This is a genomic window from Vreelandella halophila (assembly GCF_019903425.1).
In the GTDB taxonomy this organism is placed as follows: domain Bacteria; phylum Pseudomonadota; class Gammaproteobacteria; order Pseudomonadales; family Oleiphilaceae; genus Halospina; species Halospina halophila.
This window is the reverse complement of sequence record NZ_JACHUZ010000013.1, coordinates 531,663-554,633: the sequence shown is the minus strand read 5'-3', so window position 1 is coordinate 554,633 and position 22,971 is coordinate 531,663. Positions and strand designations below refer to the sequence as shown.

At 61.9% G+C, this 22,971-nt stretch carries 20 protein-coding genes; 16 read left to right on the top strand and 4 right to left on the bottom strand.

All coding sequences use genetic code 11. The features are described from left to right. The first annotated feature begins 229 nt into the window (after positions 1 to 229). Genes coxB through H4I92_RS06865 form a run of 3 tightly spaced genes read left to right on the top strand, consistent with a single transcriptional unit; the run spans position 230 to position 3,573 of the window. Positions 230 to 1,012: a cytochrome c oxidase subunit II gene (gene coxB, locus H4I92_RS06875; protein WP_077529905.1), complete on the top strand. Its 783-nt coding sequence runs from the start codon at positions 230 to 232 to the stop codon at positions 1,010 to 1,012. Between the two features lie 31 nt (positions 1,013 to 1,043). Continuing rightward, positions 1,044 to 2,630 (top strand): cytochrome c oxidase subunit I, encoded by a 1,587-nt coding sequence (ctaD, locus tag H4I92_RS06870; protein WP_077529904.1) that lies wholly within the window; start codon positions 1,044 to 1,046, stop codon positions 2,628 to 2,630. Positions 2,631 to 2,685: 55 nt separating this feature from the next. Further along, positions 2,686 to 3,573, top strand: a complete 888-nt coding sequence (locus H4I92_RS06865; protein ID WP_077529903.1) for a cytochrome c oxidase subunit 3 — start codon at positions 2,686 to 2,688, stop codon at positions 3,571 to 3,573. 16 nt (positions 3,574 to 3,589) lie between these two features. Here H4I92_RS06865 and H4I92_RS06860 read toward each other — a convergent pair whose 3' ends face one another. Continuing rightward, a complete protein-coding gene (locus H4I92_RS06860; protein ID WP_077529902.1) occupies positions 3,590 to 3,796 on the bottom strand; it encodes a DUF2909 domain-containing protein in 207 nt (68 codons plus the stop codon). 45 nt (positions 3,797 to 3,841) lie between these two features. Between H4I92_RS06860 and H4I92_RS06855 the strand changes: the two genes are divergently transcribed. From H4I92_RS06855 to H4I92_RS06815, 9 genes are all read left to right on the top strand, one after another. After that, the gene (locus H4I92_RS06855; RefSeq protein WP_077529901.1) at positions 3,842 to 4,552 is read left to right on the top strand and encodes an SURF1 family protein; all 711 of its coding nucleotides are present in this window, start codon (positions 3,842 to 3,844) and stop codon (positions 4,550 to 4,552) included. Beyond that, positions 4,553 to 5,149, top strand: a complete 597-nt coding sequence (locus H4I92_RS06850) for a hypothetical protein (protein ID WP_077529900.1) — start codon at positions 4,553 to 4,555, stop codon at positions 5,147 to 5,149. A 14-nt stretch (positions 5,150 to 5,163) separates the two neighbouring features. Beyond that, positions 5,164 to 6,225, top strand: a complete 1,062-nt coding sequence (locus tag H4I92_RS06845; RefSeq protein WP_077529899.1) for a COX15/CtaA family protein — start codon at positions 5,164 to 5,166, stop codon at positions 6,223 to 6,225. A 15-nt stretch (positions 6,226 to 6,240) separates the two neighbouring features. Continuing rightward, positions 6,241 to 7,143 (top strand): heme o synthase, encoded by a 903-nt coding sequence (gene cyoE / locus H4I92_RS06840; RefSeq protein WP_077529898.1) that lies wholly within the window; start codon positions 6,241 to 6,243, stop codon positions 7,141 to 7,143. Next, complete coding sequence (locus H4I92_RS06835) at positions 7,143 to 7,808, top strand: SCO family protein (protein WP_077529897.1); 666 nt, start codon at positions 7,143 to 7,145, stop codon at positions 7,806 to 7,808. The genes cyoE and H4I92_RS06835 overlap by 1 nt, the downstream gene beginning before the upstream one ends. 85 nt (positions 7,809 to 7,893) lie before the next feature. Next, positions 7,894 to 8,547: a TetR/AcrR family transcriptional regulator gene (locus H4I92_RS06830; RefSeq protein ID WP_077529896.1), complete on the top strand. Its 654-nt coding sequence runs from the start codon at positions 7,894 to 7,896 to the stop codon at positions 8,545 to 8,547. After that, entirely contained in the window at positions 8,544 to 9,626 is a 1,083-nt protein-coding gene (locus H4I92_RS06825) for an efflux RND transporter periplasmic adaptor subunit (protein ID WP_077529895.1), read from the top strand. The genes H4I92_RS06830 and H4I92_RS06825 overlap by 4 nt, the downstream gene beginning before the upstream one ends. Positions 9,627 to 9,628: 2 nt before the next feature. After that, positions 9,629 to 12,700 carry an efflux RND transporter permease subunit gene (locus H4I92_RS06820; RefSeq protein WP_077529894.1) on the top strand — a complete coding sequence of 1,024 codons (3,072 nt, stop codon included), beginning with the start codon at positions 9,629 to 9,631 and terminating at the stop codon, positions 12,698 to 12,700. After that, the gene (locus H4I92_RS06815) at positions 12,690 to 13,601 is read left to right on the top strand and encodes an alpha/beta fold hydrolase (protein WP_245800859.1); all 912 of its coding nucleotides are present in this window, start codon (positions 12,690 to 12,692) and stop codon (positions 13,599 to 13,601) included. The genes H4I92_RS06820 and H4I92_RS06815 overlap by 11 nt, the downstream gene beginning before the upstream one ends. Before the next feature lie 9 nt (positions 13,602 to 13,610). Here H4I92_RS06815 and H4I92_RS06810 read toward each other — a convergent pair whose 3' ends face one another. Together H4I92_RS06810 and H4I92_RS06805 are read right to left on the bottom strand one after the other, a co-directional pair. Continuing rightward, positions 13,611 to 14,837 carry an NADH:flavin oxidoreductase/NADH oxidase family protein gene (locus H4I92_RS06810; RefSeq protein ID WP_077529893.1) on the bottom strand — a complete coding sequence of 409 codons (1,227 nt, stop codon included), beginning with the start codon at positions 14,835 to 14,837 and terminating at the stop codon, positions 13,611 to 13,613. 46 nt (positions 14,838 to 14,883) lie between these two features. Then, positions 14,884 to 15,486 carry a TetR/AcrR family transcriptional regulator gene (locus H4I92_RS06805; RefSeq protein WP_077529892.1) on the bottom strand — a complete coding sequence of 201 codons (603 nt, stop codon included), beginning with the start codon at positions 15,484 to 15,486 and terminating at the stop codon, positions 14,884 to 14,886. Positions 15,487 to 15,630: 144 nt separating this feature from the next. Between H4I92_RS06805 and H4I92_RS06800 the strand changes: the two genes are divergently transcribed. The 3 genes from H4I92_RS06800 (at position 15,631) to H4I92_RS06790 (ending at position 18,210) form a co-directional block, all read left to right on the top strand. Continuing rightward, entirely contained in the window at positions 15,631 to 16,470 is an 840-nt protein-coding gene (locus H4I92_RS06800) for an ion transporter (RefSeq protein WP_077529891.1), read from the top strand. Positions 16,471 to 16,529: 59 nt separating this feature from the next. Beyond that, on the top strand, positions 16,530 to 17,840 hold the full coding sequence (locus H4I92_RS06795; protein WP_077529890.1) for a serine hydrolase domain-containing protein: 1,311 nt from the start codon (positions 16,530 to 16,532) through the stop codon (positions 17,838 to 17,840). 112 nt (positions 17,841 to 17,952) lie between these two features. Further along, positions 17,953 to 18,210: a hypothetical protein gene (locus H4I92_RS06790; RefSeq protein WP_077529889.1), complete on the top strand. Its 258-nt coding sequence runs from the start codon at positions 17,953 to 17,955 to the stop codon at positions 18,208 to 18,210. Positions 18,211 to 18,224: 14 nt separating this feature from the next. On the opposite strand, the gene H4I92_RS06785 is transcribed toward H4I92_RS06790, so the two are convergent. Then, on the bottom strand, positions 18,225 to 19,334 hold the full coding sequence (locus H4I92_RS06785) for a hypothetical protein (RefSeq protein WP_077529888.1): 1,110 nt from the start codon (positions 19,332 to 19,334) through the stop codon (positions 18,225 to 18,227). A gap of 91 nt (positions 19,335 to 19,425) precedes the next feature. Between H4I92_RS06785 and H4I92_RS06780 the strand changes: the two genes are divergently transcribed. Further along, the gene (locus tag H4I92_RS06780; RefSeq protein WP_143512619.1) at positions 19,426 to 22,962 is read left to right on the top strand and encodes a response regulator; all 3,537 of its coding nucleotides are present in this window, start codon (positions 19,426 to 19,428) and stop codon (positions 22,960 to 22,962) included. Positions 22,963 to 22,971: the final 9 nt, after the last annotated feature.

Here is a 22,971-nt window from a genome sequence, read left to right as displayed (position 1 = left end):
CGGTATTGTTTCAGTGTAGTTGAGTTTGCGGGCAGTGCCCGTCGGGTGGTCGGGGCCGGCCGGACGCGATAGAATTGGCTCTTGACGGTTGTCATACGCGCAAAAAACGATAAACTCTGCGTAACTTTGCGCGAGAGACCCATACATACCCCCGCGTTCCCAGGGTCCGACGCCACGGCCCGTTCATGGTGCGCGGGGCCGAAACACAATTTCTTGTTGGAGACGAGGTATGAGCGTGCAGGCCCTGCGTGCCGGTGCCCTGGCGACTGCTGTAACGGCGCCGTCCAGCGCCCTTGCCGGTTGGGGGGTTAACCTTCCTGAAGGTGTCACCTCCATAAGCAACACCATCTATGACATCCACATGTGGGTGTTCTGGATCTGTGTTGCCATCGGCGTTGGTGTATTCCTGGCCATCCTCTGGTCTGTACTGGCCTACCGCCATTCCAAGGGGGCAAAGCCGGCGCATTTCCACGAGAACACCACGGTGGAACTGATCTGGACGGTGATTCCCTTCCTGATCCTCATCATGATGGCCATTCCGGCCACTGGCACTCTGGTCGATATGTACGACACCTCTGACGCCGAAATGGAAATCAAGGTGACCGGGTACCAGTGGCGCTGGCAGTACGAGTACATGGATGAGGACATCAGCTTCTTCAGTTCCGCGGATACGCCACGTGATGCCGAAAGGAACCTGATCAAGAAGACAGAAGACTATAAGTACTCCGTGGACAATCCTCTGGTTCTGCCTGTTGATACCAAGATCCGGTTCCTGATCACATCCAACGACGTGATCCACAGCTGGTGGGTACCGGAGTTCGGCTGGAAGCAGGACGCCATTCCCGGCTTCATCAACAAGAACTGGGCAAAGATCGAGGAGCCCGGCACCTACTATGGTCTGTGTGCTGAGCTCTGCGGTCAGGGCCACTCGGACATGCCGATTGAAGTCAAGGCGGTACCAAAGGACGACTATCGCGAATGGGTCGCCGAGCAGACCGGCGAAGACGGTTAAGTATTCAGCGTTTGATTAACGGGGGTTCATCATGAGTGCGGTTGCAGACGCTCACGCCGCTGATCATCACGATCACGGCCCCGCCAAGGGGATTGGACGGTGGTTGTTTACCACCAACCACAAGGATATCGGCACCATGTACCTGGTGTTCTCGTTCGCGATGTTCCTCGCGGGCGGCGCCATGGCCATGATTATCCGTGCCGAGCTCTTCCAGCCAGGCCTCCAGATGGTGGAGCCGGCCTTCTTCAACCAGATGACGACCATGCATGGCCTGGTCATGATCTTCGGTGCCGTCATGCCGGCGTTCGTGGGGCTTGCCAACTGGATGATCCCACTGATGGTGGGGGCGCCGGACATGGCTCTGCCACGCATGAACAACTGGAGCTTCTGGCTGCTGGTGACCGGTTCGCTGATCCTGATGTCCACTCTGTTCATGGATGGCGGCGCTCCGAACTTCGGCTGGACGGCCTACGCGCCACTGTCCACCACCTACGGGCCTGATAGCACCACCTTCTTCATATTCTCCGTCCATATCCTGGGCATCTCCTCCATCATGGGCGCGATCAACGTGATCGCCACCATCATCAACATGCGCGCCCCTGGCATGACCCTGATGAAGATGCCCATGTTCGTGTGGACCTGGCTGATCACCGCCTTCCTGCTGATCGCGGTGCTGCCGGTACTGGCGGGTGCGGTGACCATGCTGCTCATGGACATCCATTTCGGCACGGCTTTCTTTGATGCCGCGGGCGGTGGTGACCCGGTACTGTACCAGCACATTTTCTGGTTCTTCGGTCATCCAGAGGTCTACATCCTGATCCTGCCGGCGTTCGGCATCATCTCCCAGATCATCCCGACCTTCTCGCGCAAGCCACTGTTTGGCTACACTTCCATGGTCTACGCCACGGCCGCGATCGCCATCCTGTCGTTCCTGGTTTGGTCGCACCACATGTTTACTGTTGGCCTGCCGCTGCCCGGTGAGCTGTTCTTCATGTACGCCACCATGATCATCGCGGTGCCCACAGGGGTGAAGATCTTCAACTGGATCACCACCATGTTCCGTGGCTCCATCAGCTTCGAGACCCCCATGCTGTTCGCCATCGGCTTCGTGGTGCTGTTCACCGTGGGTGGGCTGTCCGGTGTCATGCTGGCCATCGCGCCTGCGGACTTCCAGTACCATGACACCTACTTCGTGGTCGCCCATTTCCACTATGTCCTGATTCCAGGCGCGATCTACGGGATCTTTGCTTCCGTCTACTACTGGCTGCCGAAATGGTCCGGCCGTATGTACAGCGAGGCACTGGGCAAGGCGCACTTCTGGCTGTCGTTCATCGGCCTGAACATCGCCTTCTTCCCGATGCATTTCCTGGGTCTTGCCGGTATGCCGCGGCGTTATGCGGACTACCCGATCCAGTTCGCCAATTTCAACCAGGTTTCGACCATCGGTGCCTTCCTGTTCGGTGCCAGCCAGCTGCTGCTCGTATTCATTGTCTACAAGGCTGTGAAGAGCGGCCCCAAGGCGGACGCCAAACCCTGGGATGGCGCGGAAGGTCTGGAGTGGACGGTTCCGTCTCCGGCGCCCTACCACACCTTTGAGCAGCCGCCGCGGGTCGACTGACCCCGGCGGTCCGGATAAACGGAAACCGTAACGGAACAAGAACAGCGGAGGCTGCATGTCGAGCAACCAGTCCTATTACGTCCCGGAGTCAAGCATCTGGCCCATTGTGGGAGCAGTGGGGATGCTCCTGACTTTCTTCGGACTGTCCACCGTTCTGGTGAACCAGTCCAACGGGGATCCCACTACCACAGCCTGGGTCGTGTTCACGGTCGGGGCCCTGGTCCTGGTCTACATGATCACCGGCTGGCTCCGGGATGTGATCCGCGAAAGCCGCGCGGGGCTCTACGATGCCCAGATGGATCGTTCCTTCCGCCAGGGCATGAGCTGGTTCATCTTTTCCGAGGTGGCTTTCTTCGCGGCACTTTTCGGCAGCCTCTTCTATATCCGGTTCTTTGCCGTACCCTGGCTGGGCGGTGAAGGCGCCAAGGGTACCGCGAACATGCTCTGGGAAGGTTTCCAGGCCCAGTGGCCGCTGCTGAACAATCCGGACAACAGCCAGTTCGCCGGCCCGGATGCCGTCATTGGTCCCTGGGGACTGCCGCTGCTGAACACCCTGATCCTGGTGACTTCGTCCATCACGCTGACGCTGTCCCATAAGGCACTCAAGTACGACAAGCGCAAGCCGACCATTTACTGGCTGGCGGCCACAGTGGCCCTGGGCGCGATCTTCCTGTTCTTCCAGATCGAAGAGTACATCGAGGCCTACAGCCATCTGCATCTGACGCTGGATTCCGGTATCTACGGCAGCATCTTCTTCCTGATGACCGGTTTCCACGGCCTGCACGTACTGCTTGGCGGGATCATCCTGTTCGTTGTCCTGATGCGGCTGATCAAGGGGCATTTCAGTGCCCATGATCACTTCGGCTACGAGGCGGGCGCCTGGTACTGGCACTTCGTGGACGTGGTCTGGATTATGCTGTTCGTCTTCGTCTACGTGATCTGAACAATCGACGCGCCGCTCAGAAGGGCGGCGCGTTCAGTTGCAGATTGCCCGTCATCGCCGCCACTCCAATAAGAAAAAGCAGCAGCGCGGACAGCGAAACCCGGACAATCAGTCCATTTACGGTCCTGTGACGACTGCCCTCATCCTTCATCATGAAAAAGAAGCTGCTGGTCAGGCTGACGATGATGCCGATAAGTACGAGGACGATCAGAAACTTGAGCATGGCAGATCTCTTGACGCTGAATAAACCCGATCACTATAACAGACCATGACCGGATCCCGCGGCCAATGGCGCTGGCGGCCGAACCGAGCCATCTGGGGCATCGCCATCGCGTTTCTGCCTCTGCTGCTGGGGCTCGGCGTATGGCAGCTCGACCGGGGATTTGAAAAGACGGAGCGCCAGCAACGCTGGTCGGATGCCAGCGGGCCGGTCGAATGGCCGGTTGAGCAACCCCTCGAGGGGCAGCCGGTGGTGCTGTCGGGGGAATATGATCCGGAGGTCCAGTGGCTTCTGGATAACCGGACCCGGGATGGCCGGCCCGGGTACGAGGTGCTACAGCCTTTCCATACCGCCCACGGACCGGTTGTGGTGAACAGGGGCTGGGTTGCGGCGCCGGCGGAGCGTGATCGGCTGCCGCACCCGGAGACGCCCGGCGGTCGGCGGACGGTTGAAGGCCATATCTGGTCCTGGCCCACGCCACTGGTTCTCGGCCAGGTCAACGCGGTCAATCCGGATGGCTGGCCGCGGCGAGTGGCCAGCCTGGACCGTGCGGATGCCCGGAAAAGCTTCTCTAACCTTGCCGCTGTTCCTGTCCGGCTGGCAGATGAGGGGCAGGCCGGAGCACTGCGCACCGGCTGGACGCCGGATCGCATGGACGCCGCAACCCACTACGGTTATGCCGTGCAATGGTTCGGGCTGGCAGTCGTGTTGCTGACCCTGACCATCGCAACCAGCTTTCGCCGAGACGAGGATTCCTGAGTGACCCAAAACAGTTTCAGTGAAGAGGAAACCCGGCGCGCCCGCCGTAAGGCGGCGATGCTATTCCTGATCGCCATTCTGCCTCTTATCGCCGCCACGGTGATGTACTACACCGGCTGGGGCATGCCCGGCAGCACCACCAATAAGGGCGAATTCGTTGAGGGCCAGGAACAGGTTCTGGACCAGGGAATCCGGGACCCTGATGGCGACCCCTTCCGGAGTCATTTCCTGCAGGAGAACGAAGACGCCAAGTGGTGGATCCTGGTCACCGCGGCTGACTGTGGTGATGCCTGCGTCGAGTGGCTTGACCGTACCGGCAGCATCCACCAGCTGCTGCACCGCGAATGGAACCGTGTACGCCGGGGATTCATCAGCAAGGACGGCAGCGTGCCGGATGGGGCGGATGACCGGCGGCTGGTGCAGCTCTCCGCTGCCGAAAACAATCCCCTGGCGCAATACACGGCGGATGACGCTGAGGCGACCGTCTTTATCGTTGATCCCATGGGCAATCTCGTCCTCCGCTATGACCAGCGCCATTCCGGGGACGACGTACTGGAAGACCTTGAACACCTGCTGGAAGTTTCCCCACTGGGCTGAATCCGGATAAAACCATGAGTACAGCTTCAGGCCCCTCACAGGCCATTGCGTTTCCACGTTTGCGTCAGGCCGCGCTCAGCGCGCTGGTTCTGGCCGCTATTGTGATCATGCTGGGCGCCTGGACCCGGCTGGTGGATGCGGGCCTGGGCTGCCCGGACTGGCCCGGCTGTTATGGGCACCTGACCGTGCCCAGCGGCGAGGAGACCATTACAAAGGCGCAGGCCCGGTTTCCCGAGGCCCCCTTTGACGCCAGCAAGGGCTGGCCAGAGATGATACACCGCTATGCTGCGGGTACCCTGGGCCTTGTGATATTCGGCATCGCCGTCGCCTGCATCCGGCACCGCAGGACCGGGGCGCCAGCCGGGCTGGCCGGCTTCGCCGCGGGTTTCGTGGTGCTGCAGGCCGCGTTCGGTGCCTGGACCGTCACCCTGTCCCTCTGGCCCCAGGTCGTGGCGGCTCACCTGCTGGGTGGGTTTACCACCTTCTGCCTAATGTTTCTGTTGTTCAGGCGTCTTGAGGGCCGAACGGGCAGTGACGATCTGCCTCCCGAACCCAGGGCGGGAGTCCTGGCTCTCAGGCCCTGGCTGTATGCGGGACTGTTTCTTCTGGTTCTCCAGATCGCGCTCGGCGCCTGGACGGCCGCCAACTATGCCGCTGTCGCCTGCACGGAGCTGCCCACCTGCCAGGGGGCACTCTGGCCAGAGATGAATTTCGCTGAGGGTTTCAACTTCTTCCAGTCCGTGGGGCCCAATTATCTGGGAGGCCAGCTCGGCAATGAGGCGCGTGTCGCCATCCACCAGAGCCACCGTATCGGTGCCCTGGTGGTTCTGGTGGTCCTTGGTGCGTTATTCTGGGCAGTGATCCGAAAAGCGCGGGGATCCGCTCTTGCCGGCGCTGCCGGTACTGGGCTGGCACTGCTCCTGGTGCAGATTGTTCTGGGCGTTCTCAACATTCTTCTCCAGGTTCCCCTGGCGATCGCCATTGCCCATAACGCATTCGGGGCCTTTCTCCTGCTGGGTCTCGTCAATCTTCTCGTGCGGGTGGAAAGACTGCGCGTCGCGCCCCCGAACCCGTGAGTACCGGAATTTCCTATGAGTGACAACACTGCTTCCGCGAGACAAGCCATTACCTGGCGCGACTATCTTGAGCTAACCAAGCCCAAGGTGGTTGCACTCATGCTGCTGACGGTCATCATCGGCATGCTGGTGGCTGAACCGGGGCTGCCTTCGCTCGCCACCGTGTTCTGGGGCAATCTGGGCATTGCCCTGCTCTCCGGTGCCGCCGCCGTCATCAATCATGTTGTGGACCATGAGATTGACGCGCGTATGGCCCGTACGCGCCGTCGTCCGGTCGCCACCGGGCGACTGAGCAATGCTGATGCGCTCGGCTTCAGCGCCACCCTTGGTCTTGCCGGTATGCTGGTGCTTGTGTGGCAGGTAAACATGCTCACCGCCTGGCTAACCCTGGCCTCGCTGGTGGGCTATGCCATCATCTACACGGTCTTCCTGAAGCGCGCCACTCCGCAGAATATCGTCATCGGCGGTCTTGCCGGTGCCATGCCGCCGCTGCTGGGCTGGACGGCAGTGACCGGCGCCGTGGATCCCAACGCCCTGCTGCTGGTGCTGATCATCTTCGCCTGGACGCCGCCGCATTTCTGGGCACTGGCCATCCACCGCAAGGAGGAATACGCTCAGGTGGACATTCCCATGCTCCCGGTCACCCATGGCAACCGTTTCACCGAGCTGCACATCCTGCTGTACACCTTCATGCTGTTTGCCGTCAGCCTTTTGCCGGTGGCCACCGGCATGTCGGGCATGATCTATCTGGTGGGCGCCACCCTGCTTGGGCTGCGTTTCCTGCAGTACGCCTTCCGCCTGTGGTGGGGAGATGACCGACGCGTGGCTCTGGATACGTTCAAGTATTCGATCACCTACCTGATGCTGCTGTTTGTCGTCCTGCTGGTTGACCACTTCGTTCGCTTCCCGGAGATCTGATGTCCCAGAACCGCAATATCGCGATTACCGTCATCATCCTCGTCATGGCCGCAGCCGGCGTGATGGCCCTGACCATCTATAACGTCTGGGTAGGCTCCCAGTACGGTGGTGAAGGGAACAGCGAACCCCCGGAAGTGGCCGCGGACAACGTCTACCTTTACGACGAACCGCGCGCGATTGGTGACTTTTCCCTCGTGGATGAACAGGGCGAAGCGGTTGATGAATCCATGCTCCGCGGCCAGTGGACGCTCGCTTTCCTGGGATTCACCCACTGCCCGGACATCTGTCCAACCACCATGGCAACCCTCTCCAAGGCGGACAGCCGTATCTCGGACCGGGCCACCGAGCCCCAGTTCCTCATGATCACGGCTGATCCGGAAAGGGATACGCCGCAGGCCCTGAGCCGCTACGTCACCTTCTTTGGGGATGATTTTAGGGGGGTCACCGGGGACCTTGAAACCCTGCGGAGCCTGGCCTCGGACCTGAACGCCACTTTCACCCACAGCACGGATGCCAGCGGTAATCCGGTGGTGGAGCACAGTGCCCACCTTTCGATCATCTCTCCCGGTGGTCGCCTTGCCGGCCTGATCCAGAAGCCCTTTGACGCCGATACCGTGGCGGACACCTACGAGGCCATCCAGAGCTGGCAACCCGGTAAGAAGTAATCCGGTATCCTTCGGGGCGCACTGCTTGCCGGTCGTGACTTCCGGTCATACAATGACCGTTGGTCACTAAAGGAGTCCGGCACCGGTGCGCTACCAGGATGAACTTTTCCAGCAGCGGGAAACACTGTTGCTGGATACCGCTCTGTCACTGTTCCGCGACAGCGGCTGGGAACGCGTTACCATCGCCCAGCTCGCCCAGCACGCCGGAGTTGCCAAGGGCACCGTCTACAAACACTTCAGCGGTAAGGAGAGTATCTACGCTCGCCTTGCCCTGCGTTTCTCGCGTGACTGCCTGGCCCATTACCGGGCTCTGGAGCCAGCAGGCACGCCCCTCGGCAGCATCCGCCGCCTATTGCACGAAGCTTTCGCCCTGATGCGGGCCCATCCCGTGGATGTGCAACTGTGCCTGCACTGCGACCGGCCGGAACTACAGGCCCGCTTGGGCGAGGACGAGCGCGCGGCCATGGAGGCCCTGGACCGTGAATACCAGGAGCTGTTCCACGAACTGGTCCGGGCGGCGATTGACGCCGGTGAGGTACCGGACAAACCCATTGAGGGCCTTTTCTGGGGCGTGGATGCCATCTTCCAGGGCGTTATGGAGCGTATTGCCGCTGGCGGCCTGGGCCCGGAGCGCCACGGGACCCCCAGCCTCGAGGCCTATTTTGAGCATGTGGTTGAATTCATCGTTGCTGGCCTGACCGGGCCGGACCCAATCCACGGACGGGAGAGAGCCCAATGATCAACAGAATCCCCAGGGGGCCGGTGGCGATGGCGGTTGCGCTGGCGATCCTTCTGGTTCTCTGGCTGCTCAGCGGGGATGTTCGCCGCAGTGCCAGCAACATAGAGGATCCCTACGAGGAATCCGAGCCAACCCTGTCCCGGGTTGAGGTGAGTGATCGCCTGGCGACTCCCTTCCTGCCAGAAGTGGTGATCCAGGGCCAGGTTGAGCCATGGCGCAGCGTGATGGTCCGCAGTCGCGTTGCGGCCCAGCTGGAGAGCCTGAAACCCCAGGGGGCACGGCTGGGTAAAGGCGACCGGATTGCCAGGCTCTCCGAAGAGGACCGGGAGGAACAGGTCGAAAAGGCGCGAGCGGAACTGGAACGTGCGCGTACGGATGTCGAGGCCGCCTCCCGGCTGCGGGGTGCGGATCTCGCATCCCAGTCGGAGTATCTTGCAAGGCGTGCCGAGATGGCAGCGGCCGAGGCGGAACTGGAGCAGGCCCGGATTGCCCTTGATGACCTCACGCCCCAGGCGCCGTTCGATGGCAGCATCAACAGTCACGAAGCCGAGATTGGTGATGAACTCCAGCCCGGCGACCCGCTTGTCCAGCTGGTACAGACCCGGCGCCTGAAGGTCAGTGGCCGTGTTCCCCAGCAGAAGGCCGGGAAACTCGCCACTGGTCAGTCCGTGCGCGTGGAACTTCTGGATGGCCGGGAACTTACGGGCGAGCTGACTTTCATTGCCAGTTCCGCGCATCCGGAAACCCGCAGCTTCCGCATCGAGGCTGAAGTGCCCAATCCCGACAACTGGCGGGTAGCCGGTTCCAGCGCCACGCTGCGCATCGGGCTGGCGCCAGAGCTGGCAACCCGGCTTTCCCCCGCGCACCTCCGGCTCAACGATGCCGGCCGGCTGGGCGTCCGCCACGTCTCCGCCGACGACGACGTGGTGTTCACCCCGGTGCGCCTTCTGAGCACCGATGATGATGGCGCCTGGGTTACGGGCCTGCCGCTGCGCACACGGCTGATTACCCGTGGCGCCGGTTTTGTCCGGGAAGGTGAACGGGTGACGCCGGTCCCCGCCGGCGGGAATGGGGACTGACCATGCGCGGTCTCATCAACGCGGCCCTGGACCGGGCTCGCACCACCATACTGACCCTGATCTTCCTTGTAGTGGCCGGAATCGTGGCTTTCCAGACCATCCCCAGGGAAGCCAACCCCGATATCCCCATCCCCATGATCTACGTCTCCATGGCGCTGGAGGGGGTGAGCCCGGAGGACGGGGAGCGACTGCTGGTCCGACCCATGGAGCAGGAGCTGCGCTCGCTGGAAGGCGTTGAGGAAATGAGCTCGACGGCCAGTGAGGGCCATGCCTCGGTCATGCTGGAATTCGACGCCGGATTTGATGCCGATCAGGCGCTGCAGGATGTGCGCGAAAAGGTGGACATCGCCCGTGCGGACCTCCCGGCGGAAGCCGAGGAACCGCGGGTGAATGAGGTCAATGTGGGCCTCTTTCCGGTGTTGACCATTGGTCTTTCAGGGCCGCTGTCCGAGCCGGAATTGATCCGTATGGCACGGGATCTCCAGAACGAGATGGAGGGGATTCCGGAAGTGCTGGAAGTGGAGATCGCCGGTGACCGGGAGGACATGGTCGAGGTGGTTGTGGATCCCCAGGTTCTGGACAGCTACGGCATCGACTACGCCACCCTGGGCAACCGGGTGGCCCGCAACAACCAGCTGGTGGCGGCCGGCAGCCTGGATACCGGTGCCGGCCGCATGGCGCTCAAGGTTCCGGGGGTGGTCGAGACCCTGGACGATGTCATGTCCATGCCCCTGAAGGTGGCGGATGATTCTGTGGTGACCTTCGGGGACGTGGCCACGCTCCAGCGTACTTTCAAGGACCCTGAGGGGTTCGCGCGCATCGACGGCGAACCGGCGGTGGTGCTGGAAATCTCGAAGCGCACCGGTGCCAATATCATCGAGACCGTCCACAGGGTCCAGCACCTGATGGACGAGGCGCGTGAGCGGCTGCCGGATGCGGTCCGGATCACTACCATCATGGATCAGTCGGATGAGGTCAATGACATCCTTTCCGACCTGCTCAACAACGTGCTGACCGCCATTGTGCTGGTGCTGGTCATCGTAGTGGGCGTGATGGGCCCACGTTCGGCACTTCTGGTGGGCCTGACCATCCCTGGTGCCTTCCTTTCCGGCATCCTGTTGATCTGGCTGTTGGGTTATACCCTCAACATCGTGGTCCTGTTCAGCCTGATCCTGGTGGCCGGGATGCTGGTGGACGGTGCCATCGTGGTCTCGGAGCTGGCGGATCGAAACCGGCTGGCGGGCATGCCGCCCCGGGAGGCCTGGGCGGAGGCCGCGATCCGCATGGCCTGGCCGGTCATCGCCTCCACGGCCACCACTCTTGCGGTGTTCATTCCGCTGTTGTTCTGGCCCGGGGTGGTGGGCGAGTTCATGAAGTTCCTGCCGATCACGGTGATCCTCTGTCTGCTCATGTCACTGGCCATGGCATTGATCTTCCTGCCCATTCTGGGCGGGGTCAGTGGGGGCCGTGCGCAAGGCGGCGATAACCGGCCCAGCCGTTTCGGGCAGGCCTACCGGCGGCTCCTGGACTGCAGCCTGACCTACCCGGGCCGTACGCTTCTTCTGCTGCTGGTTGCCATGGCCGGCATCTACGGCGCCTATGGGGCCTTTAACCATGGTGTTGAGTTCTTTCCGGACGTGGAGCCTGATTCCGCCCAGGTGCACATCCGGGCGCGCGGTGATCTCTCCGTGTACGAACGTGACGCCATTGTCCGGGAAGTGGAGCAGAAGATGTACGGACTCAGGGAAGTCGAGGCGCTGTACGCCCGTTCCCGGGCCAGTGCCGGGGACCAGATGGCGCCGGATGTGATCGGCACCATCCAGTTCCAGCTCGTCGACTGGGAAGAGCGGCGGCCGGCCAGCCGTATCATGGCGGACCTTCAGGAACGCACCCGTGATATTCCTGGTATCAAACTGGAATTCCGGCAACAGCAGCAGGGGCCCGGCCAGGGCAAACCCGTGGAGTTGCAGGTGCGTGGCGCCGATGAGGAGACACTGGAGACGGCAACCGAGCGGATAAGGGCCGCGATGGAAGAGGTGGGCGGTTTTGTGGACGTTGAGGATGACCGCAGTCTGCCCGGCATCGAGTGGCAGATCGACGTGGACCGCGAGGCCGCGTCCCGTTTCGGCGCCGATGTGGTCAGCGTTGGCAATGTGGTCCGTCTGGTGACCAACGGCCTGGTGCTGTCCACCTATCGGCCGGAGGGCGTGCGCGATGAAGTGGATATCCTGGTGCGGCTTCCGGAATTGTGGCGTAACCTGGATCAGTTCGAGCGCCTGACCCTGAATGCGGAAGGCGGCCAGGTGCCGATAACCAACTTCATGGATCTTGAGCCGGCACCCAAGACGGGCGTGATCAAGCGCGTGGACGGCCAGAGAGCCATCACCATCAAGGCGGATGTCGCTCCCGGCGAGCAGGTCACGGAACGGCTCGAGACGCTGCAGTCGGCCATGCCGCAACTGCCGGACGGTGTGGGCGTGGAGGTGGCCGGCGAGAACGAGGAGCAACAGGAGTCGGCGCGCTTCCTGGGCAGCGCGTTCGCGGTGGCCCTCTTCCTGATGTTCACCATCATGGTGACCCAGTTCAACAGCCTCTATCAGGCGGTTCTGGTACTCTCCGCGATTGTGCTGTCGACTGCGGGGGTACTTCTGGGGCTATTGCTCAATGCCCAGCCCTTCGGCGTGGTGATGGTGGGCATGGGCATCATCGCGCTGGCCGGTATTGTGGTCAACAACAACATCGTGCTGATCGATACCTTCAACGTGATGCGCACCGAGGGTTTTTCGCCCTACGAAGCCGCCCTTGAGACCGGCTGCCTGCGTCTGCGGCCGGTCCTTCTGACGGCCATCACCACCATACTGGGGCTGATGCCCATGGTGCTGGGCGTGAATGTGGATCTACTCACACCCTCGCTCGGCATCAATGCCCCATCCACCCAGTGGTGGACCCAGCTTTCCAGTGCCATTGCCGGCGGTCTGGCCTTTGCCACGGTGCTGACGCTACTGGTTACCCCGATTCTGTTGTTGCTGGGCGAGCGTTGGCTGCCCGGCAGAGGAGGTACGCGTGACACCTGAAATCCGTTACATTGAAAGCAATGGACTAACGTTCTGCGTTGAGGAACGGGGCGACCCCGATGGACCACCCCTGTTCCTGATCATGGGCCTGGGGGCCCAGATGACCCTGTGGCCGGAAGCCATGTTGGAGCGCTACGCCCGCGCGGGCTTCCGTGTGATCCGGTACGACAACCGGGATATCGGTCTTTCCTCGGAAATAGACGCGCCCGTGAACGGCCATCCCGTAATTGCCATGGCCCGGTTCCGGATGGGTCTGAAGCCGGACGCGCCCTACACCCTGCATGATCATGTGCGCGATGCCGTTGGGCTGCTGGATGCCCTCGGAATTCAGAGTGCCCACGTAAAGGGGGTTTCCATGGGTGGCATGATCGGTCAACTACTGGCCGCTACTCATTCGCAGCGGGTGCGTAGCCTGGCGCTGGTCATGACCTCCAACAACAGCCCGCGCATGCCGATGCCGAAGCTCGACGTGATGTGGTGGCTACAGGGAGGTGGCATCAAGGGGCACGACGAGGAGGCGGCCGTGGCTCGTGGGCTGGGGCTCTGGAAACGCATTCAGAGCCCGGCGTACCCGCGCGATATGGTGGAGACGGAAGAACGCATCCGCTCCGACTATCACCGCAGCTACCGGCCAAAGGGGATACTGCGCCAGATGCGGGCCATCCTTGCCACCGGCGATCTGTCGGGCTACAGTCGCCGCATCCACGCGCCCAGCCTGATCCTGCACGGCACCGCCGACCCCCTGATCCGACCCCAGGCGGCGCGCCGGCTTCACCGGCTGATCCCGGGGGCGCGCCTGTCCTGGATCCGGGGCATGGGCCACGACCTGGCGGATGAGCTGGTCAACCGGATCGTGGACCAGACGATCGCCCTGACGCGCAGGGCTGACGAGCCCCGCTGACGCCGGTATTCAGCCGCGGCGCGGCTTGAAGGCGTTCATGCCCATGGCAGCGAAGGTGTTGGCAACGGTGATCCAGGGGCTGAGCCCGGGTTTCGGCTTTTTGCCGTCCGCATGGCGGGCGAGCTGGGACTCGTAATAGGTGATGTCCAGCATCAATGCCTTGTCGAGCCCCTTGAAGCCGGTGGAGGGTCGTTTGATGGCCAGCTTCGCCTGAGGGTTGCTGAGCAGGGTGCGTGGCAGTTCCGGGTCCACTGCGACCGGGCGCGCCAGGCCGATGAAATCGGTGGCGCCGGAGTCCAGCGCCTGCTGCATGGCGGTGGCGGAACGGAAGCCGCCGGTGACCATCAGTGGTACGTCCGTATGGCGGCGTACCGCGTCCGCGTAATCCAGGAAATAGGCCTCGCGGGCGTTCTCCTTCTTCGCCTTGAAGCCCGTCATGGCCGGCGCCTCATAGGTACCACCGGAAATCTCGATAAGATCGATGCCGGCCTCGCTCAGGGCCCGGACGACATCCATGGATTCCTCCTCGCTGAAGCCGTCCTTCATGAAATCCGCAGAGTTGAGCTTGATGCCGACCGGAAAGTCCAGGCCCACCGCTTCGCGGATCGCGTCATGGACGGCCAGCACGAAGCGGCGACGGTTTTCCGGTGAGCCACCCCACTCGTCATCGCGCTGGTTGTGGCGCGGGGAGAGGAACTGGCTGACCAGGTAGCCGTGGGCGCCGTGGATCTGGACCCCCGAGAAACCGGTTTCCTTTGCAAGGTGCGCGGAACGGGCGAACTGCCCGATGATGGCCTGGATCTCATCCGCCTCCAGGGCCCGGGGTGTGGCAAACATCTTCTCCAGACCACCCCCCAGCGGCACTGCGGAAGGCGCCACCGGCTGGCTGTTCAGGAACTTCGGGATCTGCTTACCGGGATGGTTGAGCTGCATCCACACCTGGGTGGCGTTGGCCTTCCCCTGTTCGGCCCAGTGCCGGAAAGCCTCCAGGTCGGACTGCTCGTCGAGAACCACGTTCTTGGGCTCTCCCAGTGCGTTGCGGTCGATCATGACGTTGCCGGTCATGGACAGTCCGATGCCGCCATCCGCCCAGGCACGATAAAGGCGGGCGAGCCGTTCATCCGGGTCGTGGCGGGCGTTGCCCAGCTGTTCGCTCATGGCGGACTTGATCAGCCGGTTCTTGATGGGGCGGCCGCGCTGCAGTGTTTTTTCGTCATTCAGTGTGGGGGTGGTCATACAACGGATACTCCATAAAGGGGGTGAATCGGGAATCAGGGGTGATTCAGGGGGCGGGCGCCATCAGCCGGTCCAGGAGCCAGTCCAGATCCGCGCGCAGCAGATCGGCCTGGCCCTCGAGCTTCATGCGCAGGATGCCGCCCTCCCAGTGGTTCCAGAAAATGTCGGTCAGGGCGCTGGCCGGAATGTCGTCGCGGAACTCGCCTGTGCGCTGGCCCTGTTCCACCAGCGGTACAAACCGTTCCCGCCAGTCGCGGTAACCTTTCTGCAGTGCCTGCTGGCACTGCTGGCTGGCAGCGCCGATCTCGGCGGCCAGGTTGCCCAGCAGGCAGCCCCGGATGCAGCCCCGGCGTTCAAACTCGGTGATCATGAGCCCGTACATCTGGCGGATGGTCTCGCGGGCGGATTCACGTGGCTGGTCCAGGTGGCGGTCCATCAGCGCCAGCAGATCCTCGGTGTAATCCTCGATGATCTCGGCGGTGAAGCCTTCCTTGCTGCTGAAGTAGTGGTAGAAGGAGCCCTTGGGGACCTGGACACGGTCCAGAATCTCCTTGAGGCCAGTGCCGTGATAGCCCTGTTCGGAGAGCAGATGGACACCGGCTTCAAGGAGTTCCTGGCGGAGGTTGGGGTTGCGCTGGGGTTTTGACATTATGATTGACTTTCTGTGCCAATTAGACCGGTCGTCTAATCCATCTTCTGAACACTATCTGTTCTGCCCGTGGAGGTCAAATCCTCGTCTGAATGGGGGTGGATCAGTGATAATGCTGTTTTCCGTCCACAGGAGAGTCAGTGAATGGCCCAGAGAGCCAGCGACCTGAAGCGCCGACTCGAGGCGCTGCACCGTAACCGCCTCTTTGAGGGCGCGGTGATCAGCATCATCATCGTCTCCGCCCTGCTCATCGGCGCCCGAACCTACGACGGTGTCAGCCGCTTCGACCAGGTGATGGGGGTGCTCGACTGGGCGGTGACGGTCTTTTTCCTGATCGAGATCCTGATCCGGATGGCGGCCGAGGAGCGCCTGCGCGACTTCTTCCGCGAGCGCTGGAACGTCTTCGATTTCATCATCGTGGTGGCCAGCCTGATTCCCATCGACGATTCGGAAATGGTGCTACTGGCGCGCCTGCTGCGCATCTTCCGGGTGCTGCGCCTGGTGTCGCTGATCCCCGAGCTGCGGATCCTGATGGGATCGCTGTTCAAGGCCATCCCGCGCATGGGCTACGTCGTACTGCTGATGTTCATCATCTTCTACATCTACGGGGCCTTCGGCAGCTTCCTGTTCGGCCACATCAATGATTTCCTCTGGGGCAACATCGCCCGCTCCATGCTGACGCTTTTCCGCATCGCCACCTTCGAGGACTGGACGGATGTGATGTACGAGACCCAGGAGGTGTACCCCCTGAGCTGGATCTACTACCTGAGTTTCCTGTTCCTGACGGCGTTCATCTTTCTGAACATGATGATCGGTATCGTGCTGCAGGTGATGGAGAAGGAGAGCCAGCGTCTGGATGAGGAGAACGGTGAGGGCGAGGCCGTGGAGGTGCATCAGATCCATGAGCGCATGGAGCAGCTCCAGCAGCAACTCGATCGCATCGAAAGCGGCCTGGAGCGCCAGGAGCGCACGCGTCACAACTGATTCCATGCCATACTGGAATGGCACATTGAGCAAGGGAGCGACAGGAGGGAGCGGCCCCAATGAACGAATGGCTCAGGAAACGGCTTCACAGCAGCCGCACCCCGCGGGATCTGGATACGGTCACGACCGTGGACAGCGGCGGCGAACAGAACCCCGCCGACGCCGGTGTGAGCAGCGAGTCCGTTGAGGCCGTCTGGGAGAAGGTGGCAGCCCTGTACCGTACGGGGACCCACCCGGGCCTCCAGATCACGCTGCGCCACCGGGGCCAGCTTCTGCTCAATCGTGCGCTCGGCCATTCCCAGGGTAACGGACCCGAGGACCGCCCGGATGGGCCCAGCGTACCCATGACGCCGGATACGCCGGTCTGCTATTTCTCCGCCTCCAAGGCGGTGACCGGCCTTCTGGTACACATGCTGGCGGAGGACGGGCTCATCAACCTGCTGGACCCGGTCAGTTTCTACTGCCCGGAGTTCGCCCGCAACGGCAAGAAGCACATCACCATCCACCAGATCCTGTCCCATCGCGGGGGCATCCCGGGTCTGCCGAAGGACACGCCCATCGATGCGCTCTGGGACGAGCGCTACATCTGGAAACTGCTATGCGACGCGCGGCCCATAGAGGCGGATGGCAGAACGGTTGCCTATCATGCCATTACCGGCGGTTACGTCCTGGGGGAAGTGGTTCGCCGGGTCACCGGTGAGAGCATTGATCGCCTGCTGGACAAGCGCCTGCGCCAGCCCATGGGCATGCGCTACTTTACCTACGGCATCGACCACGAACACCTGCTGGACCTGGCCTGGAACTACGCCACCGGCCCGAGGCTGGTGTTCCCGGTGTCCTGGATCGTGCGCCGGGCCCTGGGTGGCGACATCAATACCGTGGCCGAGGTCAGCAATGATCCGCGCTTCCAGGAGGCGGTCATCCCCGCCGGGAACCTGTGCGGCACCGCTGAGGAGATGGGGCGTTTCTTCCAGATGATGCTTAATGGCGGTACATGGAACGGTCGGCGCATCTGTGACCGCCAGACCGTCATCCGCGCGGTCCAGGCCTACGGGCGGATGCAGATTGACCGCACCATGATGATTCCCATGCGCTTCAGCGCCGGTTTCATGCTGGGTGCGGACCCGGTGGGGCTCTGGGGGTCGCAGTCGGGCGAGGCGTTCGGTCATGTGGGGCTGATCAACAAGTGGTGCTGGGCCGACCCGAGCCGCGACATCAGCGTGTCGTTGATCAATACCGGCATTCCCATTGTGGGTCATCACCTGCCGGTGCTGGCGGGCTTCGTGAATCAGGTCTGCAGAAGTTTTCCCGTGCTGAGGGAATGCGAGCGGCTGTTGGGGGTTGCCAAGGGGGCTCAGTCCGCTGACTGAGGGATTTTGTAAAATCGTGAAAGGCTGTTCACACCTTGTTGCAATCCTGTGTCAGTAGGGGCAAAATGCGCAAAAAGTAGTCAGTATAACCAGGCAGGGACGGGTTATAGCGATGCACCACGAACAACAGGATGTGATGAGGGCTGAGGCCGAGACCGACATTGCCCTGGACCAGTTCGAAAGTGTCCACGACCACCTTCAAAAGCGGCTCTGTCGGGAGCTGCGGTCACTTCAGGACCGGGTGGATGCCCTCCGGCAATCCCCCACCGCCCACAGCGCCAGCATTGTCAGCACCTACGAGCGCCTGATCCGCAAGAAGCGGGCCTTTATGGAGCAGTGGGGTATGGATACGAGCTGTAGCCGTCATTAAGAGCGCGTGGCTGCTCAGTTCCGTACCTGCTCAACGGCCGGGTCGGCTGATTTGTAGCTGAACGATTTCTCCGGATCCTCGAGGGTAGAAGCGCTGCTGATGCCTGGGCAGGTCTGGGAATCTGCCTCGACACTGATCTGGTTATCATCCCCGTCTTTTGCGTAGAACGCCGTTATCCGGATACAACGTGCCGTGATACCAAAGGCTTCTGTCCCTTCCTCTGAACTCCAGGACCAGCGGTCGGTCTGACTGCGATCCTCCCCCCGGTCATCCTGGGTATTATCGAGGAAAGACTCGAAAATCACCGAATCAGGATCCCCCTCGTCATTCTCTGAGTCCCCGGAACTCTCCTCCTCGTTTACGGTTTCCTCAAAGTCCGCGTTGAACCCGGCAATCAGCTTGCGCGGCTGTTTGAACCCGGATGAGGGGCCGATGCCCTCAAAGGCCTCGCTGGGATAGAGCGTGAATACAAAGCTTTCCGGCGTGAAGGCCACGCGCGCGACGTTGGGGCCAAAGGGGGTGGGGTCGGTCAGTGGTTCCGGATTGTGGGCGTAATTCACGCCCAGCTCCCATGTCTCCCGGTCCTCCTCGGGGGGCTCGGTTTCGGTGACATTCAGTGTGTTGACCCTGATGCTGCCGGGGGCCTCCTCGCGAACGCAGTTGGCCATGGCATCCCGGGCGGTCTGGAGTGGGGCGACATTGCCGGAGGCGATCATGGCTTCCAGAAGGTCAAAGCCGTTTTTCACCTGGTGGTAGTCCGGCAGGTTATCTTTGTTGAACCCTATGAACTTCTCAGTCTCCTTTTTGAAGAAATCATAGGCGTTTTTTGCCTTTGTCTCGTTCTTGGTCTTGTTCTTGGTGTCTACAGCCGGCTTGGCAATCCTTGCGAACTTGCGGAACAGTGTCTTTTCAAGGTCAGCGCCAGCGGGATTGGTGTTCTGATCCCTGTCAATGGTCAGTGAGCCGTACTGCACTTCCGACGGATCCTCGAAGGTGAAACCATCCGTGCAGGAACCCGGGCCACCCCCGGAGGAGCTGCTGTCGAGATCACAGCCGGTGAGTCCAAGCGTCAGGAGCACGGCCAGGGGCGCGGCGTACGCCCTGGAACACAAGCGCGTTTTCATCAATCGACTCCAGCGACCATACTGTTCCGGTGAATGCACATTTCCAGCATAATCGGCCATTGCTTTCCCCGCGTTCGGAGAGATCACAGTTTTGAACGCCAGATTGCCCGCACACCACCGGTATGCCTGGCTACTGCTTTTACTGGCGGTGCTGTGCCCTGTTGTGGCATCCGGGGCCAGCGGTCAGGAGTCCGGGAGCTGCCTGGACGATCCCGTGGAGATCCACAACGGGGAGAAACACCATAATATCGGCAGCTGCTTCCGTTATCTTCAGGACGAGGCTCACGAATACAGCTTTGAGGATGTGATTGCCGGCGATACACCGGCGTTCAATGAGCACACGGTTGGGGTGCTCAACTACGGCTACACCGAGTCGGTCTTCTGGATAAAGCGCGATCTTGTCTACCGCAACGGCAATCATCCCGTAGCCGACTGGGTGGTTGAGCTGGTTCTGCCACTGGTGGACCAGGCGGATATTTATCTGGTCAATGAACAAGAGGAGGTGGTGGCCCAAAAACGGCACCGCTATGCGGAAGAGTGGTCCGAGCGGGAATTCGCGGTGCCCAACCCGTCCTTCCGCCTGAACATGGCGCCCGGCGAGCGTTACACCCTGTACCTGCGCGTGGAGACCCGCAATACCATGCGCCTGCCCCTGAACCTGTGGGAGCTGGACAGCTATCTGGGCAAGGTTGCGGTGGACGAGTGGATCCAAGGCCTGTTCATGGGGGCACTGTTTGCCCTCTTCGCCTATAACTTCTTCGTCACCCTGGTGGTGCGCGAACCGGGCTACATCTACTACACCACCTACATCCTGTTCGCGATGCTGTTCGTGATGACCGAGCAGGTGCATGGCACGCAGGTGTTCGGAGGGCTGCAGCCCTGGTTCCACAAGGAGTACCTGCACATCTACATCCAGCTGAGCTGGATCTTTGGCACCATGATGGCGCGGGAACTCCTGGACACCCGCAACCGCGCCGCCCACCTGGACCAGGTGCTTAAACTCTGCCTGTACGCGGCCATCACGACCCTCGTCATCAGTCTTTTCCACGATTACCACGTGGCGATGGAGTGGACCGTGGTCGGCTCCGTGGGCCTTGCGGTGGTTGTCATCGCCCTGAGCTACTGGGCCTGGCGCAATGAACTGCCCAGTGCCGGGATCTACTTTGTTTCCTGGCTGTGCACCCTGGTCGGCGTGGGCTTCTACGGCACCGCCGTCATGGGGTATTACCCGCTCAACAGCCTCACCAGCCATGCGCCCCAGATCGGGTTCGTGGCCCAGAACATTCTGCTGTCACTGGCGTTCGCCAACCGCATCAAGATCGTCCAGCGCGAGGCCCTGGAGTGGAACCAGCAGGCGGTGGCCAACCTCCACCGCTACCGCGCACTGTTCGAGAATGCCATGGAAGGGATCTTCCAGATGTCGACCCGCTGCCGGTTCCTGGACGCCAACCCCTCGATGGCACGGATCATGGGTTACAGTTCCGTGGAGGCTCTGATCAATGGCGTTCCGGATGCGTTGTGGGCCTGCTTCTCCCAGCCGAGCGTCCGCCACTGGGTGATCCGGCAGCTGGAAAAGGAGGGTGAGGTACACGGCGTCGAAGGCATTTTTGAAACCCGCCAGGGCGAGGAACGCTGGGCCAACATCTCCATCCGCACCATCTACGCCGAGAACGGCGAGCCGAGCCACCTCGAGGGCACCTTCGTGGACGTGACCGAGCGGCGCCAGCGCCACGAGATTGAGAAGGAGCGCGAGAATGAGCGTCTGGAGAAAGAGATCGCCCGCAACTCCGCTGCCGCCAAGAGCCAGTTCCTGGCGAACATGAGCCACGAAATCCGCACGCCACTGGCGGCGATCATCGGTTATGGCGAAACCCTCATGGAACCGGATCTCAGCGAGTCCGAGAAACGCAGCAGTGCCGAGACCGTGGTCCGCTCCGGCCGTCATCTCCTCGACCTGATCAACGACATTCTCGACCATTCCAAGATCGATGCGAACAAGCTCGAAGTGGAGCGCCTGAACGTCAACCTTCCGGAGCTGCTGGATGAGGTGCGCGCCTTCTTTACCCCCAGGGCCCGTGAGAAGGGGCTGGAATTCTTCATCCAGTGCGAGTACCCGCTGCCGGAAATCATCCGCACGGACCCGACCCGGTTTCGTCAGATCCTGATCAACCTGTGCGGCAATGCGCTCAAGTTCACGGACAAGGGCAGCATTCACATCGCGATCCGCTGTGATCGCGAGGAGGAAACGCTGCATGCCAAGGTCGTAGATACCGGTATCGGCATGAAGCCGGAGCAGATGGAGCGCCTGTTCGACCCCTTTGCCCAGGGTACTGCCGCCACCGCCCGCCAGTACGGCGGTACGGGGCTGGGCCTGAGCATCTCCCGCCATCTTGCGGGGCTTCTGGGCGGAGATATCAGGGTCGACAGTATCTACGGCGAGGGCAGCGAGTTCGAGGTCACCATCGACAGTGGTCCACTCGAAGACGTCCACATGATCCGGGACGCCTCGGAAATGACCCAGCGTCGCCGCCAGCTGCCCATGCTGCATGCGCCCCACCTGAGCGGCCGCATCCTGGTAGCGGAAGACAACGAGGTGAATCGCAAGCTGGTGGATCTGCTCATCACCCGCACAGGGGCCGAGGTGGCCCACGTGGGCAATGGGGCTGAGGCACTGGAGCGTGCGACCAGCGAAGCATGGGACCTGATCCTGATGGACATCCAGATGCCGGTGATGAACGGCCGTGATGCCACCAGGGCCATCCGGGAAGCCGGTGTCAACACGCCCGTCGTCGCCCTGACGGCCAATGTCATGGCCGAGGATCTGCAGGACTATCAGGAAGCCGGCTGTGACGACTATCTGGCCAAGCCCATCGACAAGCGGCGCTTCTACGAGATGCTGGCGCGTTACCTGCGGGTGCGCAGTGAAGCCCGGACAGAATCGGTACAACAGTATCAGGGCACGGTTCTGGTAGCAGAGGATAACGAGGACAACAGCCGTCTCGTCGAACGGCTGCTTGGGCGTTTCGGGGTGACCGTCCTGACAGTGGAGACCGGTTCCGCGGCGGTCTCAACCGCCATGAGCGAGACGGTCCACCTGGTGCTGATGGACAGCCACATGCCGGAGATGGACGGCCCGGAGGCGACCCGGATGCTGCGCCAGACCGGGTTCCGGCGTCCGATCATTGCCTTCACCGCTGGCGATGAGGCAGAGATGGACGAACTCCAGAAGGCGGGCTGCGATGGCGTTCTGCACAAGCCGATTGATTCCGGGCAGCTGAGGATTCTGCTGCAGAAGCATCTGGGTGGCCCGGAGCCGGGAGAGATGGTATCAGGGGCGGGAACGGATCCGGATATCCAGCACCTGATCGATCAGTTCCTGGACGGACTGCCGGAGCGGCTCGACCTCATGGAGCAGGCGATAAAGGATGAGCACTGGATGGACCTGCAGCGCCAGGTCCACCAGATCAAGGGAACGGCGGGCGCCATGGGGTACCCGCTGATCACGGAGAAGGCCGCCGAAGTGGAGCGCGCCCTCAAGAACCAGGACGTGACCCACGCGGTCAACCTCTACCCGGAGCTGGCCGGCCTCATCCGGCAGGCTCTGGAGGGGCGGGACAGCCAACAATAAGGATGACGC

What these genes read in the sequence shown, in the direction of transcription:
- coxB (WP_077529905.1), top strand. Translation starts at nt 230, where the DNA reads ATGAGCGTGCAGGCCCTGCGTGCCGGTGCCCTGGCGACTGCTGTAACG.
- ctaD (WP_077529904.1), top strand. Translation starts at nt 1,044, where the DNA reads ATGAGTGCGGTTGCAGACGCTCACGCCGCTGATCATCACGATCACGGC.
- H4I92_RS06865 (WP_077529903.1), top strand. Translation starts at nt 2,686, where the DNA reads ATGTCGAGCAACCAGTCCTATTACGTCCCGGAGTCAAGCATCTGGCCC.
- H4I92_RS06860 (WP_077529902.1), bottom strand. Translation starts at nt 3,796, where the DNA reads ATGCTCAAGTTTCTGATCGTCCTCGTACTTATCGGCATCATCGTCAGC.
- H4I92_RS06855 (WP_077529901.1), top strand. Translation starts at nt 3,842, where the DNA reads ATGACCGGATCCCGCGGCCAATGGCGCTGGCGGCCGAACCGAGCCATC.
- H4I92_RS06845 (WP_077529899.1), top strand. Translation starts at nt 5,164, where the DNA reads ATGAGTACAGCTTCAGGCCCCTCACAGGCCATTGCGTTTCCACGTTTG.
- cyoE (WP_077529898.1), top strand. Translation starts at nt 6,241, where the DNA reads ATGAGTGACAACACTGCTTCCGCGAGACAAGCCATTACCTGGCGCGAC.
- H4I92_RS06835 (WP_077529897.1), top strand. Translation starts at nt 7,143, where the DNA reads ATGTCCCAGAACCGCAATATCGCGATTACCGTCATCATCCTCGTCATG.
- H4I92_RS06825 (WP_077529895.1), top strand. Translation starts at nt 8,544, where the DNA reads ATGATCAACAGAATCCCCAGGGGGCCGGTGGCGATGGCGGTTGCGCTG.
- H4I92_RS06820 (WP_077529894.1), top strand. Translation starts at nt 9,629, where the DNA reads ATGCGCGGTCTCATCAACGCGGCCCTGGACCGGGCTCGCACCACCATA.
- H4I92_RS06810 (WP_077529893.1), bottom strand. Translation starts at nt 14,837, where the DNA reads ATGACCACCCCCACACTGAATGACGAAAAAACACTGCAGCGCGGCCGC.
- H4I92_RS06805 (WP_077529892.1), bottom strand. Translation starts at nt 15,486, where the DNA reads ATGTCAAAACCCCAGCGCAACCCCAACCTCCGCCAGGAACTCCTTGAA.
- H4I92_RS06800 (WP_077529891.1), top strand. Translation starts at nt 15,631, where the DNA reads ATGGCCCAGAGAGCCAGCGACCTGAAGCGCCGACTCGAGGCGCTGCAC.
- H4I92_RS06795 (WP_077529890.1), top strand. Translation starts at nt 16,530, where the DNA reads ATGAACGAATGGCTCAGGAAACGGCTTCACAGCAGCCGCACCCCGCGG.
- H4I92_RS06790 (WP_077529889.1), top strand. Translation starts at nt 17,953, where the DNA reads ATGCACCACGAACAACAGGATGTGATGAGGGCTGAGGCCGAGACCGAC.
- H4I92_RS06785 (WP_077529888.1), bottom strand. Translation starts at nt 19,334, where the DNA reads ATGAAAACGCGCTTGTGTTCCAGGGCGTACGCCGCGCCCCTGGCCGTG.